The sequence below is a fragment of the Candidatus Hydrogenedentota bacterium genome (assembly GCA_019637335.1).
Taxonomy (GTDB): Bacteria; Hydrogenedentota; Hydrogenedentia; order Hydrogenedentales; family JAEUWI01; genus JAEUWI01.
Map to the genome: position 1 here is coordinate 49,569 of JAHBVV010000004.1, position 16,284 is coordinate 65,852.

Annotated in this window: 13 protein-coding genes; 3 read left to right on the forward strand and 10 right to left on the reverse strand. The window is 66.0% G+C overall.

Annotation, left to right across the window (positions count from 1 at the left end; all coding sequences use genetic code 11):
* Positions 1–3: 3 nt before the first annotated feature.
* The 6 genes from KF886_06965 to KF886_06990 form a co-directional block, all read right to left on the reverse strand.
* The gene (locus tag KF886_06965; protein ID MBX3177080.1) at positions 4–588 is read right to left on the reverse strand and encodes a hypothetical protein; all 585 of its coding nucleotides are present in this window, start codon (positions 586–588) and stop codon (positions 4–6) included.
* Positions 585–848 carry a hypothetical protein gene (locus KF886_06970; protein ID MBX3177081.1) on the reverse strand — a complete coding sequence of 88 codons (264 nt, stop codon included), beginning with the start codon at positions 846–848 and terminating at the stop codon, positions 585–587. The genes KF886_06965 and KF886_06970 overlap by 4 nt, the downstream gene beginning before the upstream one ends.
* A 10-nt stretch (positions 849–858) precedes the next feature.
* Positions 859–1,200 (reverse strand): hypothetical protein, encoded by a 342-nt coding sequence (locus KF886_06975; protein MBX3177082.1) that lies wholly within the window; start codon positions 1,198–1,200, stop codon positions 859–861.
* A complete protein-coding gene (locus tag KF886_06980) occupies positions 1,200–2,762 on the reverse strand; it encodes a sodium/solute symporter (protein ID MBX3177083.1) in 1,563 nt (520 codons plus the stop codon). Before KF886_06980 ends, KF886_06975 begins: the two co-directional genes overlap by 1 nt.
* 163 nt (positions 2,763–2,925) lie before the next feature.
* The gene (locus KF886_06985; protein ID MBX3177084.1) at positions 2,926–3,624 is read right to left on the reverse strand and encodes a pirin family protein; all 699 of its coding nucleotides are present in this window, start codon (positions 3,622–3,624) and stop codon (positions 2,926–2,928) included.
* 533 nt (positions 3,625–4,157) lie between these two features.
* The gene (locus KF886_06990) at positions 4,158–4,979 is read right to left on the reverse strand and encodes an RHS repeat-associated core domain-containing protein (protein ID MBX3177085.1); all 822 of its coding nucleotides are present in this window, start codon (positions 4,977–4,979) and stop codon (positions 4,158–4,160) included.
* Between the two features lie 1,417 nt (positions 4,980–6,396).
* On the opposite strand from KF886_06990, the gene KF886_06995 reads away from it, so the two are divergent.
* The 3 genes from KF886_06995 to KF886_07005 are packed head-to-tail and all read left to right on the forward strand — an operon-like array spanning position 6,397 to position 11,017.
* Entirely contained in the window at positions 6,397–6,795 is a 399-nt protein-coding gene (locus tag KF886_06995) for a GntR family transcriptional regulator (GenBank protein MBX3177086.1), read from the forward strand.
* On the forward strand, positions 6,792–7,718 hold the full coding sequence (locus KF886_07000) for an ABC transporter ATP-binding protein (GenBank protein ID MBX3177087.1): 927 nt from the start codon (positions 6,792–6,794) through the stop codon (positions 7,716–7,718). The genes KF886_06995 and KF886_07000 overlap by 4 nt, the downstream gene beginning before the upstream one ends.
* A complete protein-coding gene (locus KF886_07005; GenBank protein MBX3177088.1) occupies positions 7,715–11,017 on the forward strand; it encodes a hypothetical protein in 3,303 nt (1,100 codons plus the stop codon). Before KF886_07000 ends, KF886_07005 begins: the two co-directional genes overlap by 4 nt.
* A gap of 576 nt (positions 11,018–11,593) precedes the next feature.
* On the opposite strand, the gene KF886_07010 is transcribed toward KF886_07005, so the two are convergent.
* The 4 genes from KF886_07010 to KF886_07025 all read right to left on the reverse strand — a co-directional run bounded on the left by KF886_07010 (position 11,594) and on the right by KF886_07025 (position 16,239).
* The gene (locus tag KF886_07010) at positions 11,594–12,721 is read right to left on the reverse strand and encodes a lactonase family protein (protein MBX3177089.1); all 1,128 of its coding nucleotides are present in this window, start codon (positions 12,719–12,721) and stop codon (positions 11,594–11,596) included.
* A gap of 110 nt (positions 12,722–12,831) precedes the next feature.
* Positions 12,832–14,196, reverse strand: coding sequence for a hypothetical protein (locus KF886_07015; GenBank protein MBX3177090.1), 1,365 nt, complete (start codon positions 14,194–14,196; stop codon positions 12,832–12,834).
* Between the two features lie 95 nt (positions 14,197–14,291).
* Complete coding sequence (locus KF886_07020; GenBank protein ID MBX3177091.1) at positions 14,292–15,338, reverse strand: agmatine deiminase family protein; 1,047 nt, start codon at positions 15,336–15,338, stop codon at positions 14,292–14,294.
* A 4-nt stretch (positions 15,339–15,342) separates the two neighbouring features.
* Positions 15,343–16,239 carry a carbon-nitrogen hydrolase gene (locus KF886_07025; GenBank protein MBX3177092.1) on the reverse strand — a complete coding sequence of 299 codons (897 nt, stop codon included), beginning with the start codon at positions 16,237–16,239 and terminating at the stop codon, positions 15,343–15,345.
* Between the last annotated feature and the right edge of the window lie 45 nt (positions 16,240–16,284).

Sequence of the window (16,284 nt, forward strand, 5' to 3'; positions counted from 1 at the left end):
CGTTCAGGACGGCGTTGCCGGGGTGCGGGCCGCGCGCTGGGCGATGAAGGCCTCCACGATGGACCGCCGCACCAGCCCGCCCATGGCGTCGCCGCTGTAGGCGTCGAGGACGGCGAGATCCAGTTTGCCGCCCAGGCGCCGGAAGTAGTAGACCCACACCGGCGCGTGGTAGGTGAAACGCTCGACGATGTCCTCGGGATTTGGCTTGGCTCCGCGCGTCCGCAGGATGTAACGGACGATCCCCTCGCGCGCAAGTTCCTCCGCGCGCGCCTCGCCGATGGTCGGCGGGAGCCCTTCGGCGTCCGCCGGGGCGTCCTCGAGTTCACCCCTTCGCCCGAAGAGCGAAAAACCGCCAAAACTCGCGTCCACCGAGACCAGGGAGTACACCTGCTTCCCCTTGTGGAACATGGCGAAGCGGTAGGCGTAGGCCGGCATCCAGACGATTTCAAGCGACGCCGGATTGCCCGCGGCGTCCACCTTCGCGGGCGGATGCGGCCAGAAGCCGAACAGGTTGACGAAGCGCCGCCGCCGGAAGCGCCGGAGGGCGTGCGCCGCGTCTATGCGTACGGGAAGTACCTGGCCGGTCACGCCTCGTCGTTCTTCCGCGCGCGGGAGAACATGGTCCAGCCGTAATACGTGGCGGCTCCGCCAATCAGAATGAGCACCGCGCCGCACACGACGTTCACGAAGGCCGCCCGGGGGTTGTCGAGGCTCCACAGGGTGCCGATCAGGACCGGGACGCCCAGCGCGAACACGAACAGGCCGACGGCCATGCTCGTTTCACCGTCGCGCTTGAGCAGCTCGTTTTTCGTGTGCCGCTCTTCTACTTTATCAATCGTCTTGCTCATGATGAAATCCTCAATAGAAGTACAGGTACACGAACAGGTGGGGCAGCATCGAGCCCACGGTCCAGATGCGCAGGTCGGAATACCAGGCCTGGTTCGGCCGGCCCAGATTGACGTAGGACTCCTTCAGGATCGCGCCCACCCAGATCATGGCGCCGATGAAGAAGGCGATGGCCATGATCGTGGCCCAGGGCTGGTAAATGGGCGCCAGAATCCTGTTAATCGGGCCGAAGAAAAGGACTAGCACCGGCCGGAAGACGGTTTCGCAGAGGCTGATGAAGGCGCCGCCCAGGCTGGCGAACATCGCGACGAACCCGTCGTTAATGGCCGTGAAAAAATTGCTGAGTGCTTGCATCAGGAATTCCTTTCTTCCAGCGCCGCCTGCGCCGCGTCACTCTTGACCACGTAGCTCCAGGTGACGCCACGCAGCTTCTCCTCGGATTCGGGCGGGGTCAGCAGGCTGACCACGACCGTCACCACCATCGAGAACACGAAGGACCACCAGGCGACGAACAGGAACGGGTTCTCCGAGGTGAATAGGCCGGGGGTGTAGTTGAGCACGAAGCAGAAGGGTACGCCCAGGCCGAGGCCCGCCAGCCCGCCCCACTGCGTGGCGCGCGGCCACACGATGCCGAGCAGCAGAATGGCCAGGGTCGGCCCCTGGAACATGCTCAGGATGGTCTGCGTGAAGACGTATATACTTTCGCGGTCCGCGATGGCCTTACAGAAGGTTGCGGAGATGATGATCAGGACGGCGGTGAAGGCGCGGCCCATGTTCAGGGCCTGGCGTTCGGTGTAGTTGGGCTGGCCGAGCCACTTGCGGATCTGGCCCCAGATATCGGTGATGAAGATGGTCGTGGCCGAGTTCAGCGTGCCGGATATGCTGGACATCAGCGCGGCGAAGAGCGCGGCGAACATCAGCCCGCGCAGGCCCGCCGGCAGCAGCAGCCGGATCATTTCGGGAACGGCGCGGTCCGCGTCCTTCATTTCGAGGCTGGGCACGAGAATCAGCGCGCAAAGCCCGGGCACGGCGACCATGAGCGGGATGAAGGCCTTGAGAAAGCCGCCCGTGAGCATGCCCGCCTTCGCGTCCCACTCGGTGCGGGCGCCGAGCGTGCGCTGCACGATGACCTGGTTGCCGCTCATATAGGCCACGGCGAGCACGATGCCCAGCCCGAATATGATACCCGTCCACGGGAAGGGCCCGGTGGTGTCGTGCGGCAAGAGGATGGTGAAGTGGTTCTGGAATTCGGGGCCCTTCGCCAGGATCTGCTCTTGCAGGGAGCCCCAGCCGCCCACTTCCCAGAGCGCCAGGGCGAGCAGGCCCAGGCCGCCGACGTACATCACGATAAGCTGGACCACGTCGGTGAATACCACCGCGGTCATGCCGCCGGAAAACACGTACATGCCGGTGACCGTGGCCATCAGGATGACGCAGAACCACGGATCCCAGCCCAGGATGGTGTACATCAGCTTGTCCGCCGTGACCCAGAGCATGATGGCCAGGCCCAGGAACAGCACGACGGCCCAAATCAGGGCGTTGATGAACTGCACGGCCGTGTTGTAGCGCCGGCCGAGGAACTCCGGAATCGTGAAGACGCCTGTGCGCCAGAAATACGGCACAAACACAAAGGCCGCGATGACCATGGCGGGCATCGACCCCATCCAGTCGAAATTCGCCGCCGAAACGCCGTGCTGGAAGGTCGCCCCCGCCACCGCCACGAAATCCGTCGCGCCGATATCGCTCACAACAATCGAGAAACCGATCGCCCAGAAGGGCAGCGATTTGCCCGAAACAAAGAAATCCTCGGCGTTTCCGATGTACTTGGTCGTGAAGAAGCCGAGCAACAGCGTGCCAGCCATATAGACCGCGATAATCACGAGGTCTATAGGGTGGAGTCCGATTACACTTTCCATGATTCCCTTTCCGCGATAAGGACGGGCCGTCCCGGGACAAAAAAATACTCGTGACCCGATGGCCGTGGGGATTATGGCATACCGGGACGGAGGCTTCAACCCGGGGGACGCGCGGAAAGAGAACCGCCGGCCTCGGGAGACCGGCGGCGGAGTGTGCTATGCATTACGCGAGGTCGAACAACAGCACCTCGGCGTCTTCCGTTGCCGAAAGCGACAGCGGGCCGGGATCGTTTGTAGAGGCCCCGTCTCCAGTGGAAAGGCGCGCTCCATTCAGCGCCACGGCGCCCGAGAGCACCTGCAGCCAGGCATGCCGCCCGGGCGCGAGCTCGTGCGTCTCCCCCACGCCCGCCGCCAGGCGGCCCGCGTAAATCGTGGCGTCCTGCCGGATGACGAGCGAGCCGTCGCGGCCGTCCGCCGATACCACCACCCGCAGTCGATCGGCCAGATCGGCGTCCTCGAAGCGGCGTTCCTGATAGTTCGGCGTCTGCCCCCGTTCCGACGGGCGAATCCAGATCTGGAAGAGGTGCGTCGGCGCGTCGGCCTGCGGGTTGAACTCCGAATGCAACACCCCGGTCCCGGCGGACATCAACTGGACGTCGCCCCGGCGCAGCACCGAGCCGTTCCCCATGCTGTCGCGGTGCTCCAGCGCGCCCTCGGTGACGTAGGAGAAGATCTCCATGTTTTCGTGGGGATGGAACGGAAACCCGCCCCCGCCCTGGATAACGTCGTCGTTCAGCACGCGCAACGAGCGAAAGCCCATGTGCGCCGGATCGTGGTAGTCGGCAAAGGAGAAGGTATGGTGCGAGTCAAGCCAGCCGTGGTTGGCGTGGCCACGTTCATGGGCGCGGCGGATGGTGATCATGGCGAACCTCCTGTCATTGTTTTTGTGTATATAGTTGATATGTCGCGCAATTGGGCGCGCAACCGTCTGCTGTGTGTACTAACGGGCTGCCCGAACTCCCCAAGTGTACCACAGAATACTTGATATGTCAAGTAACTGCCCGTCCTGCACTGGCCGACAACGCTCGTCCGGGCAGCGCGTCGCCGGCTACCCGTGCGCGCGCCGCCAGGGGACGTACCCCGCGCGCATGCGCTGTCCGTTGGCAAGTAAACCACTCTGTCAGGAAGCACCGACTCCGTCATCATCGCGTGCCGGGGGTTTGTCTGCCGCCATGACCAGGGGTTGCTGCTCCCGCCTGTGTTTGGCTTGCCTGACGTAGTATAGCCCGAAGGGGCGCATCTGGCAAGTGAAAAATCGTGCGTCACCGCGTTCGGGGAGGCCGGTCGGGGAGAAGACGCGCACGGCGGAGAATTGGGGAGAGGATTATCAACCGCAAAGAGCGCAAAGAACGCAAAAGGGCTTCCTTTGCAAACTTTGCGTTCTGCGGTCAAAATCTATTTGTCGCCAACCTCAAGAAGATAGATATAGAGCGATAGAGATACCGATGATCGAGAGCAGAAAAGTAGCCAGAGGAGGTCTAGCACAAGGCTTAGGGCTGTGCCTCCAATAAGTAGAATCAGTGGCACAGCCCAGACTGCCCGGCCATCTACGTCAATCAAACTCACCGGATTATTCACCACATACGCATACATATTCGGGCCGTCGACCATGCCGAGGGGGTCTCGGGTGAGCCAGCGGTTGGCGTCGGGGCTGTAGTACCGGTAGGCAGTATAGTACAGCCGGGCCTCGCTGTCCCAGGCGTGGCCGGTGGATTTTTCCTCCTGCGGCGGATCTTCGACCGGTGATGTCTTCGCCGTGGTCGGCGTATTTGCCGCCGAAAGGGGTGTATTCGTATTTACCGATGCGGTCGCCATCCTGGTCCCACAGGTCCGCCTGCGGCGGATCTTCGACGGGATGTGCCGCAGGTCCGCCGTAGGCGGATAGTTCCAAGTCCCCGTGGCCGCGCTGGTCCCTTCGGAGGTGGCCAGGACGGCGCCGATTTGCTTGCCGGGGTATTTCGTCGTGTCGCCGCCGGTCTTGCGGGTCATGCGCCCGAACTGGCCGTAGGTGTAGGTCGGCTTTTTTGGGGTACAGCCTCGCACGTTGCCTGGATGGGGCCGGGGCGCGGTATGTGGTTGGAGGCGGGCGCGCGTGCGGGGATTGGGGTTGCGGGTGCGCGGCAGTCCCCCCGGCCGCGCTTCGAGGTTGGCGGCGCGCGGCGCGCGGGTGTCCCCGGTGGCGCGGGTGTGCCTGATTTGGTGTGCTGCCGCCGCCATTGTTTCCGATGTCCTCCTGCCCAGAGGGATGCGCCGGGGCCGACCCCGACTGCGGGGTCAGTATAGCCCGGTATGGGTGTTTTGGCAAGGGGGTGGTTTTGCCGCTCGTGTGGGGTGGTGTTGGTGGTGTTGGGCTGGTGTTGCTCCTGGCACACGAACGCGCTGGGGCGCGATCGCGTGGCACGGGTTGACGCCCGGGGCCGGGATGGGTGGCGACGGGACTGGCACGGGCAAGCCCTTGCGGGCTTGTCCGTGGCGCGCCGGGAGGGGCGCTTGGTGTGTGGGGTGTGTGGGTGTGTGGAGCCGCTCGTGTGGGGTGGTGTTGGTGGTGGTGGGCTGGTGTTGCTCCTGGCACACGAACGCGTTGGGGCGCGATCGCGTGGCACGGGCAAGCCCTTGCGGGCTTGACCGTGGCACGCCGGGAGGGTGGAGGGCTGGTGTGTGGGGTGTGTGGGGTGTGTGGGGTGTGTGGAGCCGCTCGTGTGGGGTGGTTTCGCCGCTCGTGTGGGGTGGTGTTGGTGGTGTTGGGCTGGTGTTGCTCCTGGCACACGAACGCGCTGGGGCGCGATCGCGTGGCACGGGTTGACGGGCGGGGCTGGGATGGGTGGCGACGGGACTGGCACGGGCAAGCCCTTGCGGGCTTGTCCGTGGCACGCCGGGAGGGTGGAAGGCTGGAGTGTGGGGTGTGGGGTGTATGGAGCCGCTCGTGTGGGGTGGTGTTGGTGGTGGTGGGCTGGTGTTGCTCCTGGCACACGAACGCGCTGGGGCGCGATCGCGTGGCACGGGTTGACGGGCGGGCTTGTCCGTGGCGCGCCGGGAGGGAGACGTGGGCTGGAGCGTGGGGTGTGTGGGTGTGTGGAGCCGCTCGTGTGGGGTGGTGTTGGCGGTGGTGGGTGTGCGTTGCTCCTGGCACACGAACGCGCTGGGGCGCGATCGCGTGGCACGGGTTGACGGGCGGGGCTGGGGTGGGTGGCGACGGGACTGGCACGGGCAAGCCCTTGCGGGCTTGTCCGTGGCGCGCCGGGAGGGAGACGTGGGCTGGAGCGTGGGGTGTGTGGGTGTGTGGAGCCGCTCGTGTGGGGTGGTGTTGGTGGTGGTGGGCTGGTGTTGCTCCTGGCACACGAACGCGCTGGGGCGCGATCGCGTGGCACGTAGGTTGACGGGTGGCGGTGGGATTGGCACGGGCAAGCCCTTGTGGGCTTGTCCGTGGCACGCCGGAGGGGGATTGGGGTGTGGAGCGTTTGGAACCGCTGTTGTGAGGTGGTTTCGCCGAGCGTGGGTGGAAGTTTGGTCTTGACAGGCGTTGGGGCTCGTGGTATTGTATGGATACAACAATACAATTTAAAGGGCCGGGTTGGTCCGCGCGAATTGTATTGCGTATATGGAACATCGATACAACCTGGGAGGCTGGACGGTGCTGCACTTTAATCTCAGCCAGGGCGAGGGGGTGCCCCTCTATCTCCAGTTGGTGCAACAGATCAAGCACTTCATCGCGACGGGTCGCCTGACGGCGGAGGATGAGCTTCCGCCGGTTCGGGTGCTGGCGCAGCAACTGCTGGTGAATCCGCAGACGGTGGTGCGTGCGTATCGTGAGCTGGAGACGCAGGGCTTGATCTACAAGCGGCGGGGCGCGGGAACGTACGTATCCGCACGTGGAACGCCGTATACCGATGAGGAATGCCGCCGGATTCTTTCGGATCGCGCGCGGTCATTGCTGGTGGAGGCGCGGAGTCTGGGGTTTGATCTGGAAACAACGCTTGATCTGGTACGCGCGTGCAGCGCGGCGCTGGATCGCCTGAAGGAGGGCGCCCAATGAGCAGCATGAACCACGAAGCGATTGTCGACGTCAGCGGGCTCACCCGGGCCTTTGGCGCGAAGGTGGCCCTGCAGAACGTGTCCCTGCGCGTGCGACCGGGGCAGGTTTTTGGCCTGGTGGGCGAAAACGGGGCCGGGAAGACGACGTTAATCCGGCACCTGCTGGGGGCCTTCGAGGCGGAATCCGGCGCGGTGCGGGTGTTTGGCCTGGATCCGGTGCGTCATCCGGTGGCGGTGCTGGGGCGGATCGGGTACCTCTCCGAGGATCGGGATTTGCCGCTTTGGATGCGGGTGCGGGAGTATATGGCGTATACGGCGGCTTTTTATCCCGATTGGGACGCGGGCTACGCGGAGGAACTCCGCCGGCGCTTTGATTTGCCGCCGGAGGCGAAGCTGAAGCAGCTATCGCGCGGCGAAAAGGCGAAGGCGGGGCTGCTGGCGGCGCTGGCGCACCGGCCCGACCTGCTGCTGCTCGACGAGCCCTCCTCCGGGCTGGACGCGGTGGCGCGGCGGGACATCCTGGGCGAGGTGATCCGTTCGGTGGCCGAAGAAGGGCGCACGGTGATTTTCTCGTCGCACCTGCTGGACGAGGTGGAGCGGGTTTCCGACCACGTGGCGATGATTCACGAGGGCGTGGTGGCGCTGGACCTGCCGATGGATACGTTGAAGGAGACACATCACCGGGCGGTGGTGCGGCTTGCCGAGGGGCGGTCGGATTTTCCGCCTGTCGGCGGTTTGCTGCACGCGGAAGGGGCCGAGCGGGACTGGAGTTTGCTGCTGGAAGGCGCGCGCGAGCCGCTTGAAGGCGCGCTGCGGGCGGCGGGCGCGCAGGTGCTGGAATGGAGCGTGCCGACGCTGGACGCGATCTTTGTGGGTCGCGTTACGGGGCGTCCGGCGGCGGGCGCGACCGGGGACGAGCCATGAACACGAAGTATCGGGCATTAATCTGGGAAGAAATGCGGACGGGCGGCGCAATTGCGGGGTGGAGCGTGCTGGTGGGCGTGCTTTGCCTGGTTGCGGCGCGGATTATGGACGCGCCGACGGTACTGGACTGGCGCTACAGCGCGCCGGTGGCGCTGGCGCTGAGCGTGCTGCCGCTGGCGTTGCTGGGGCTTCTGCTGCTGTTCCGAACGGGCAACAGCGGGGCGCTCTCCGGGGGGATGTCGGGGCGCGTGTTGCTGCTGCCGCTGGAGGTGCGGGAGATTGTGGCGGTGACGCTGAGCCTGCGCGCGCTGTTGCTGCTGGCGGCGACCTTCGCCATGACGGTCGCGTGCCGGGCACTGTACGAGGGCAACGGTCCCGCGTGGGTGCTGTTGTTGCTGATTCCGGGGCTCTACGTGTGCATCCAGGCGATCGACTGGTTGCGGCGGCCGAATCCCCTGCTGGCGGCGGGTGGTTTTCTCGCCGTGCTGCTGGCCGGCGCGGTGTTGTTTGCGCCGGCGGCGGCCCCGCACGGCGGATTCGACACGCCGTTCCGTTCGATCACGGCGGGGGTGGCGTTTCTGGCGATCGCTTGCGCCGCCGGGTATGGCGTGGCGCTGTATGCGGCGCACCGTTGCCGCCGCGGCGCGCGCGCGGGGCTGTTGCTGCGGCTTTCGTTGCCCGAGGCGATGCCGCTGCCCGGCGTGCATGCCGAGCGCGGGCTCCGGACGCCGCGCCACGCGCTGTTGTGGCAGTTTCTACGCCGCGACGGGCTGCTGTTTCCCGTGATCTTCGCGTCGATTGGGATTTCGGTGGCGGTCGCGTATCTGCTGTTCGGGCTTTACAAAGAAGACGCGACCGAATACGGCTGGGCGGTGCTCGACTGGGCGGTGTGGCCGGTTCTTTCGCTCACGGCGATGATCTGGGGCGGGTTGCGCGGCGGCGCGGGCTTGCAGCGGGGGATCCGATCGTCGCTGACAGACTACCTCCACCCCATCAGCAGCGCGGAGATGGCGTCGGCGCGGCTCTGGGGACACGCGCTGGTGATTGTCGTCACTTGGTGCGCCGCGCTGCTGCTGAGCCAGGCGGGGTATTTCCTCGGGGACAGCGGTCTTCTGTGGCGAATCTGGCGGGATTCGATTGCGGCGGGCGAGAGCAGCGTGCGCGAGCTGATCGGCGGGCGGCTGTTGCTGCCATTGACGATTCTGATGGGGGCGTGGGTGTTGAGCGCGATCCGGACCCGGCTGGTGGCGTGGATAATCGGCATGGCGGCGTTGCTTGCGACCGTGGCGGGCCAAGGCTATGCCGTGGCGCATGAGGACCCTCCGGTCGTGTGGATGATCGTGCCGGGGGCCTTCACGCTGGCGGCGGTAATCGGGCTGATGGTCTGGGGCGCGCGCACGCGACGGTCGCGGCGGTGGATCGCGGGGCTGTGGATCGCGCCGGTGGCGCTGGCGGTATGGCTGGGCGCGATGTCGCCGCACGTGGAACAGCGTCTGCCGTGGCTGGGCGTTTTTGTGGTGATCGTCGGCGCCTTCGCGGCGCTGGTCTGGTGCGGCTGGCGCGGCCTGATTCCGCGGCGTCACGCCATCGGGTGCGCGGCGGTCTGGATTGGGGTGGCGGCGCTGGCGTATCCCTATGGCGCGTGGCCACTTTCCGGAATCTTTCGCGAGGGACTGTTGGTCGCGTTGCTGGCGGGGGCGCTGGCCGTGCTCCCCTACCCCGCGCTGCTGCTGGATCTGCACCGGCGCCGGCACGAAACCGACAGTGGCATCGCAGCCGAGGATCACGCGGCGCCGGGCGGGTGGGGATTGGACGCGCGGGGGCGCGCGGCGGCGTTGGCGCTGGTTGCGGTGGTGATCGTTGCCGCCGCGTGGTTGCGCTGGCCGGCGGCGCCCGCTTACCTGGCGACGCTCCGCGCACAGGGCCTGCCGGCGACATTTGCGGATCTGGCGGCGCTATATGGCCCGCTGCCGCCGGAAGAGAACGCGGCGCCGCACTACCTGGCGGCGGTGCGCGAGAAAGAGAAGCTCAACGCCGCGTGGAACCGGTGGAGGGCGGATCAGCTAAATCAGCTATCGGGCGCCGCGGGCGCCGAAGTCTCGCTGCTGTATGGTAAAGACAGTCCCGTTATTGATGGTGTCGTCGGCGTTAAGCCCGACGAACCGGTCTGGACGCGCCACTGGGAAATTGCGCTGGAGCACCAGGCGATGGTGAGCGGCCCGATCTCCGAACGGCTGCGTGCTGTTGCGGAGGCCGGGTATCCCCGCAGCCACTATCCAGTCGATATTGGCACGGGGCCGGCGATCGGGCTGCACCATCTGGCGCGCATTCGCGATCTGGCGCGTGCGCTGAGTTTCGAGATCTGGATGGCGTCGGTGGAGGATCGGCCGGCGGATGTATTGCCGGATCTATACGCGCTGGGCGCGCTGGCGGAGAGCCTGCGGGAGGAGCCTATACTGATATCGCAGCTCGTGCGCATTGCCATCCACGGGATCCTGACGGCGAGCGTGGAGCAGGCGCTGAACCGGACGGCATTCACCGAGGATCAGTTGGCGGAGATGCAGGCCTGGCTGGCGGGCGTCGTGCCGCCGGCGGAAAAGGAAAGTATGTTCGCGCGGGCGATGGTGGGCGAGCGCGTGTTCGCGACGAGTGCAATGGATTCCGAATTGTGGCAAGAGATGGGTGAAAATCCGATCGCGGTTCGGACGCAACAGCAGTTCTGGACAATGTCGCGCGTGGTGAGTCTGCGCGCTTTCGCGTCGATGCTGGCGAATTCCGGCAACACGACCAGTCCGTTGCTTGCGGAGATTGAGACGGCCAGCAACCCGATTTTCATTATGCCGAAGATACTGCTGCCCGCGCTGGATCGTTCGCACGATGCCGAATGGCGGTGCCGGGTGACGCTGGACCTGGCGTCGCTGGCCTGCGCGGTGGAGCGGCATCGTCTGGCGCATGGGACGCTGCCCGCGTCGCTGGATGCGCTGGTACCGGGGTTTGTGGCGTCCGTGCCGCGCGATCCGTTCCGGCCGGATGGCGGTCCGTTGTCCTACCGGGTGACGGACGCGGGCGGCTATGTGCTGTATACGTGGGCGCAAAACCGGAAGGATGACGGCGGCGTGCCGCGCGATCGGAAGAAGAAGGAGGGTAATGACTGGATGAACGGCGACTGGATGTTTCGGGTGGCGCCAGTGTCGTTTCGGGATGGGGCGCAATTGACGGAGGTGGCGCCGGTGGAGGAAGAGGAGGAGGAAGCGGAGGTAAGCAGTGCGAGGGGGCTGAGGGTGCTGGGTGGACGATAAAGGCGGCGCCCAGAGGCGGGCAATGTGCCGGGATTGGTCTCGCTGGTGCGGCGGATCCATTGTGGCGCGGCGGCTTCGGAACGACGGGCACACGAATCCGCCTGTGGCGGAATCGCGTGGCACGGGGCGTGGCCGGACGGGGAAGTTTGTCGCGGGCTGCGGAGCGGGCAATGTGCGGGGATTGGTCTCGCTGGTGCGGCGGATCGATTGTGGCGCGGCGGCTTCGGGACGACGGGCACACGAATCCGCCTGTGGCGGAATCGCGTGGCACGGGGATTGAGGTAAATGTTGGAGGATTGGGCTTGTGCTGTCGCGGGCAGGAATGCCCGCGATCCTAGTGCGCCTTTCGGCGCGGTGGACAGCCGGGACGGCTATCCTACATTGGCTGCAGACGGGAATGCCCGCGATCCTAGTGCGCCTTTCGGCGCGGTGGACAGCCGGGACGGCTATCCTACATTTGCCGCGGGAATGCTCGCGATCCTGATTTGGCGGTCCGGGGCGCGACGGCGGGGGTGTGTTCCGCGTCTCCAGCCGGCGTTGGTCGCGCGGCTGGAGACTGCGGAAGGATGTGTGGGGCTATGGTTTGGTGAAGACGAGGCAGACGGGCGAGGGCACGCGGACGATTTCGCCGGTGGAGCCGAGGGCGCCGGAATCGGGGTTGATCTTCATGACGTGGATGTCGTGGGTGTCCTGGTTGGCGGCGAGGAGCCAGGCGCCGGACGGGTCCTGGGTGAAGTTTCTCGGGCGGACGCCGCCGGACTTTTTCTGGCCGCGCGCGGCGATGCGCCCGGTTTCCTGATCGACGGCGAAGATGGCGATGCTGTCGTGGCCGCGGTTTGAGGCGTAAACGTAGCCGCCGCCGGGGTGGACTTCGATGTGGGCGGTGGTGTTATTGCCGTGGAAGTTGGTGGGCAGGGTGCCGGCGGTCTGAAGGGGATCAAGCGCGCCGGTTTCGGCGTCCCAGGCGTAGGCGGTGACGGTATTGCCCATTTCGTTGACGACGTAGGCGTAGGGCTGGGACGGGTGGAAGGCGAAGTGGCGCGGCCCGCCGCCGGGCGGGGTTTCGCCGAAGGCGGGGTCGTTCGGGACCATTGTATTGCCGTCGCGCTTGTAGATCATGAGCTTGTCGATGCCGAGATCGGCCACGACGAGATATTGGCCGGTGGGGTCGAAGTTTACGGAGTGCGCGTGGGGCCCCTGCTGGCGGCGTTCGTCGGGGCCGGAGCCCTCGTGCTTGAAGTTCGCGGTGGACTCGCCGAGGGCGCCGTCCTCGCCGACGGGATAGACGGAGACGCTGCCATCGCCGTAGTTCGCGACGGCGGCCAGCTTGCCGTCGGGCGTGACGGCGACGTGGCACGGGCCGCTTCCGCCGGCGGGCTGCTCGTTGAGGAGGGTGAGGGCGCCGGTTTCGCGGTTGATGGAGAAGGCGGTGACGACATCCTTGTCCTGAGCGCGCCCGGCGGCGTAGAGCACGGGCAATTCGGGATGCAGGGCGAGAAAATTGGGGTTCTCGGTTTGGACGGCCAAGAGGGGTTCGCCGGCCTTGCCGGTTTCCGCGTCAAAGGTGAAGTGGTAGATGCCTTCGCTTTCGCCGCTGGTGTAGGTGCCGACGTAGACGCGCCAGGATTCGGCTTGTGCGAAGGTAGCGCTTGCAAACAGGGCGCCGGCCAGGGCCAGCGCCGATACGAGGTTTCGACCGGTCATCGGGATCTCCTTCGTGAACTTGGTTTTTGTGACTGCCCGGGCGCCGGGCATGCCCGCCAGGGTGGTATCGTGTCACATGGCGGCGCGGCGATCAATCCCGCGCCCGGCGGCTATTCGAGCAGGCGCCGGATGCCTTCCAGGAGCACGCCCTCCACTTCCGGGGCAACCGAAGACGCGTTCTTCCCTGTTTCGTAGCCGCCCTGGGTGTAGGCGATCTCCGTGCCGATGTAGCCGGGGCCGTAGTCCGCGTACGCGGCGGTGCATACGCGATCGCCCGGCCTCATATCTTGCGCGGCAAGCTGGTACTCGACAAAGGATTCTCCCGGGAGCCCGAGAAGCCAGATAGCACCGAGCCGCAACGCGGTAAGGTCAATTCCGGCGGCGGCATTCGTGCGCCCGATCCAGGCAAGCTTCAAAGCGGCGGAGAAGCGCGCCTTGTCTTCGGCGTCCGGATTGGCCAGGGTCGCGCGGAGGCTTCCCTCGTCAAGGTGGGGCGCGATGGGGAGTTGAATATTTCGGGAGCGCCACTCGATGTCACCGGCGCGGATGGGCGTTTTCTCGGTCGCTTGCCAGGCGGCCTCCATGCCGGCCTCCATGCGGGCGGCCAGCACGGGTCGGTTTTCCGGGGAGCCGTCGTTGTACTTCCCGGCGGCGATATTTCCCGCGGCTCCCGTGAAATGTATATGCGGCACGCCGGTCCGGGCTTCCCTGGCGTTGCGGGCGAGCCCGGGAAATTCGCACGTCACATCGCCCTTACCATAGTAACTCTGTGGATGGGTGGCATAATACGTAAGCACGGCGACTGGATCCTCCCCATCCCAGAGGCTGACCGATTTGAGCCAGGGGTCCACAAGCCCCTCCGGCGCGGCAATGGCCTCGGGATCGGAGGTGCGGCTGAAGCGGACAATCTTCACTTTTCCGTCCTCGCCGAGAATTCGCCGGTTCGACGCCACTTTCTCGACTTTCCCCCGCCCGAAACCAGCGTGGGTGACGGGGCGCGCGCCGGCGGCGGCCTCACGCACGGCCGCCGCCGTCCGGGCAATGGCGTCGCGGAGAAACGGCTCGTCGAACCACCTGCCCCCCAGACCGTGCTCGGCCAGCAATCGCTCGGCGCCGAAATCGCACCGGCACCCATCGTGCTGGTGGAGGGCATGGAGAGCGACCCGCCCCGGGGAGGTTCCCGCCGCCTCGGCGAGCGCGCGCCGCCAGGCGTCATAGCCCTCGTTGCCGATGCCGATGAAGTCCACGGCGCAGAGCACAATGGGATCGCCCGCACCGAGGAGGACGATGCCGCGGGCGCTCAGGGGGTCAACAATTTCGCGCGCGGGCGCGTAGGCGACGGGGCTGCCGATGGGCGGGGAAACATCCACATTGTAGACGCCGGCGCGAATGGTGGGCTCCGGAGAATCTCCGGCGGCGCGGCTGCCGCCGGTCAATAGGAACAACGTGGCCAAAAGAAATGAAAAGCGATGCATGCTGGAGCCCTCTGCGTTTGGAATTGCCCAGTATGAAGGAGCGCCTCAATGGGTTGCAAGGGGAGGCCGGGAGTCGCCTGCCCGTGAACGCGGCGCTACTTTCCCGGGGCGGGCAATTCGTGGCTCAGGCAGTGGACTGTGCCGAATCCCCAGACGAGGTCGACGGCGTGTATGCCCACGACGCGGCGCTCTGGAAAGAGCTCCGCGAGGATTCCCAGCGCGATGCGATCGTTGGGGTCGTTGAAGGTGGGCACGAGGACTGCCTCGTTGCCGATGTAGAAGTTGGCGTAGCTCGCGGGGAGCCGCGCGCCGTCGAAATAGAGCGGCGCCGGCATGGGCAGCTCCACGACGTCAATGCGCTCGCCCTCGGCGGTTTTGGCGCCTTCGAGCCGCTCCTGGTTTTCGGTGAGTGCGCGGTAGTTGTCGTCCGCAGTGTCGGATTCCGTGCAGAGGACGACGGTATCGCGGCTGACGAAGCGGCAGAGGTCGTCCACGTGGCCATGGGTATCGTCGCCAGCAATACCGTCGCCGAGCCAGATGACTTTTTCGATGCCGAGGTATTGCCGGAACAGGGTTTCGTAGTCTGCGCGCGTGAATCCGGGGTTGCGCACCTGAATTTCAGGGTGAAGCAGGCACTCCTCCGTGGTGAGGAGGGTACCGGCGCCGTTGCCGTCGATGGCGCCGCCTTCCAGTACGACGTGCCGCCCATGGTGGCGCGCCTCCACGCGGGGCATGCCCGCACTCTCGGAGAGCCAGGCCGGCACGGCGGCGTCGAGGCGGTAGTTGTCGTACTTGGCCCAGGCGTTAAAGTCGAAATGGACCGCCTCCACCGCTTCGCCGCGGTGGACGAAGGCGGGGCTGCAGTCGCGCATCCAGCCGCGATCGAGTGAACAATCGAGGAATCGGACGTTTTCGAGGTTGGCGGCGACCTTTTCCAGCGTGCGGCGGGCCTTCTCCGCGATGCAGCTGTTGGGCACGAGCAGGTCCACGCTCTCCCCCACGCTCAAATGCCGGATCATTTCCGCGAAGACCCAGGGGATCGGCCGGAACTTGCCGGGCCAGTCGTCCTTGTTCGTGGGCCAGGCGAGGAGGGTGGCGTCGTGGGTTTCCCACTCGGCTGGAAGGCGCACCGGTTCTGGCATGGCGTCAGTCCTCGTCGATGTAGCGGCGCGTGATGTCGCCGTAGGCGTCGATGCGGCGATCGCGCAGGAAGGGCCAGTTCCGGCGGATGGTTTCGAGGTGCGCCAGGTCGACCTCGGCGAGCAGGACCTCTTCCAGATCCGTACTGGCCTCGGCGATGATCTGGCCCTGCGGATCGGCGATAAAGGAGGAGCCCCAGAACTCGATACCGGCCTGCTCGGGGACGGGCCGCTCGAAGCCCACGCGGTTGACGGCGCCGACGTAGATGCCGTTGGCGATGGCGTGGCCGCGCTGGACGGTCATCCAGGCGTCGCGCTGTGCGGCGCCGAACTGTTCCTTTTCATAGGGGTGCCAGCCGATGGCTGTGGGGTAAAACAGGATGGAGGCGCCGCGCAGGGCGGTCAGGCGCGCGCCCTCGGGATACCACTGGTCCCAGCAGATAAGCGTGCCGATGCGTCCGTAGCGGGTGTCGAAATTCTTGAAGCCGAGATCGCCGGGCGCGAAGTAGAATTTCTCGTAGTAGGCCGGGTCGTCGGGGATGTGCATCTTGCGGTATATGCCCACCCGGGCGCCATCGGCATCGATGCAGACGAGGCTGTTGTGGTAGACGCCGGGGCCGCGCCGCTCGAAGACGGGAACGACGACGGCGGCGTTCAGGCGCGCCGCGGCGGCCTGGAAGGCTTCGATGCTCGGATTGGGGATGGGTTCGGCGAGATCGAAGAGGTCGGCGTCTTCCTTCTGGCAGAAATACTGGCTGCGGTAGAGTTCCGGCAGGCAGACGACCTGCGCGCCCTGGCCCGCGGCTTTTTCGAACCAATCGAGGGCCTTGCGGGTGTTTTCCTCGGGGTCGGGGGTGACTTGGAATTGGAGCAGGCCGACGGTGTAGTTGGCGGAACGCGCCATGGTGGATCCTTGGGGGTTGGGGATGATTTGGAAAGCGGAAAGTGT

Bases quoted from the DNA above. Each gene is read 5' to 3' on its own strand.
- KF886_06970 (MBX3177081.1), bottom strand. From the start codon at position 848: ATGAGCAAGACGATTGATAAAGTAGAAGAGCGGCACACGAAAAACGAG.
- KF886_06975 (MBX3177082.1), bottom strand. From the start codon at position 1,200: ATGCAAGCACTCAGCAATTTTTTCACGGCCATTAACGACGGGTTCGTC.
- KF886_06980 (MBX3177083.1), bottom strand. From the start codon at position 2,762: ATGGAAAGTGTAATCGGACTCCACCCTATAGACCTCGTGATTATCGCG.
- KF886_06985 (MBX3177084.1), bottom strand. From the start codon at position 3,624: ATGATCACCATCCGCCGCGCCCATGAACGTGGCCACGCCAACCACGGC.
- KF886_06990 (MBX3177085.1), bottom strand. From the start codon at position 4,979: ATGGCGGCGGCAGCACACCAAATCAGGCACACCCGCGCCACCGGGGAC.
- KF886_07000 (MBX3177087.1), top strand. From the start codon at position 6,792: ATGAGCAGCATGAACCACGAAGCGATTGTCGACGTCAGCGGGCTCACC.
- KF886_07005 (MBX3177088.1), top strand. From the start codon at position 7,715: ATGAACACGAAGTATCGGGCATTAATCTGGGAAGAAATGCGGACGGGC.
- KF886_07010 (MBX3177089.1), bottom strand. From the start codon at position 12,721: ATGACCGGTCGAAACCTCGTATCGGCGCTGGCCCTGGCCGGCGCCCTG.
- KF886_07015 (MBX3177090.1), bottom strand. From the start codon at position 14,196: ATGCATCGCTTTTCATTTCTTTTGGCCACGTTGTTCCTATTGACCGGC.
- KF886_07020 (MBX3177091.1), bottom strand. From the start codon at position 15,338: ATGCCAGAACCGGTGCGCCTTCCAGCCGAGTGGGAAACCCACGACGCC.
- KF886_07025 (MBX3177092.1), bottom strand. From the start codon at position 16,239: ATGGCGCGTTCCGCCAACTACACCGTCGGCCTGCTCCAATTCCAAGTC.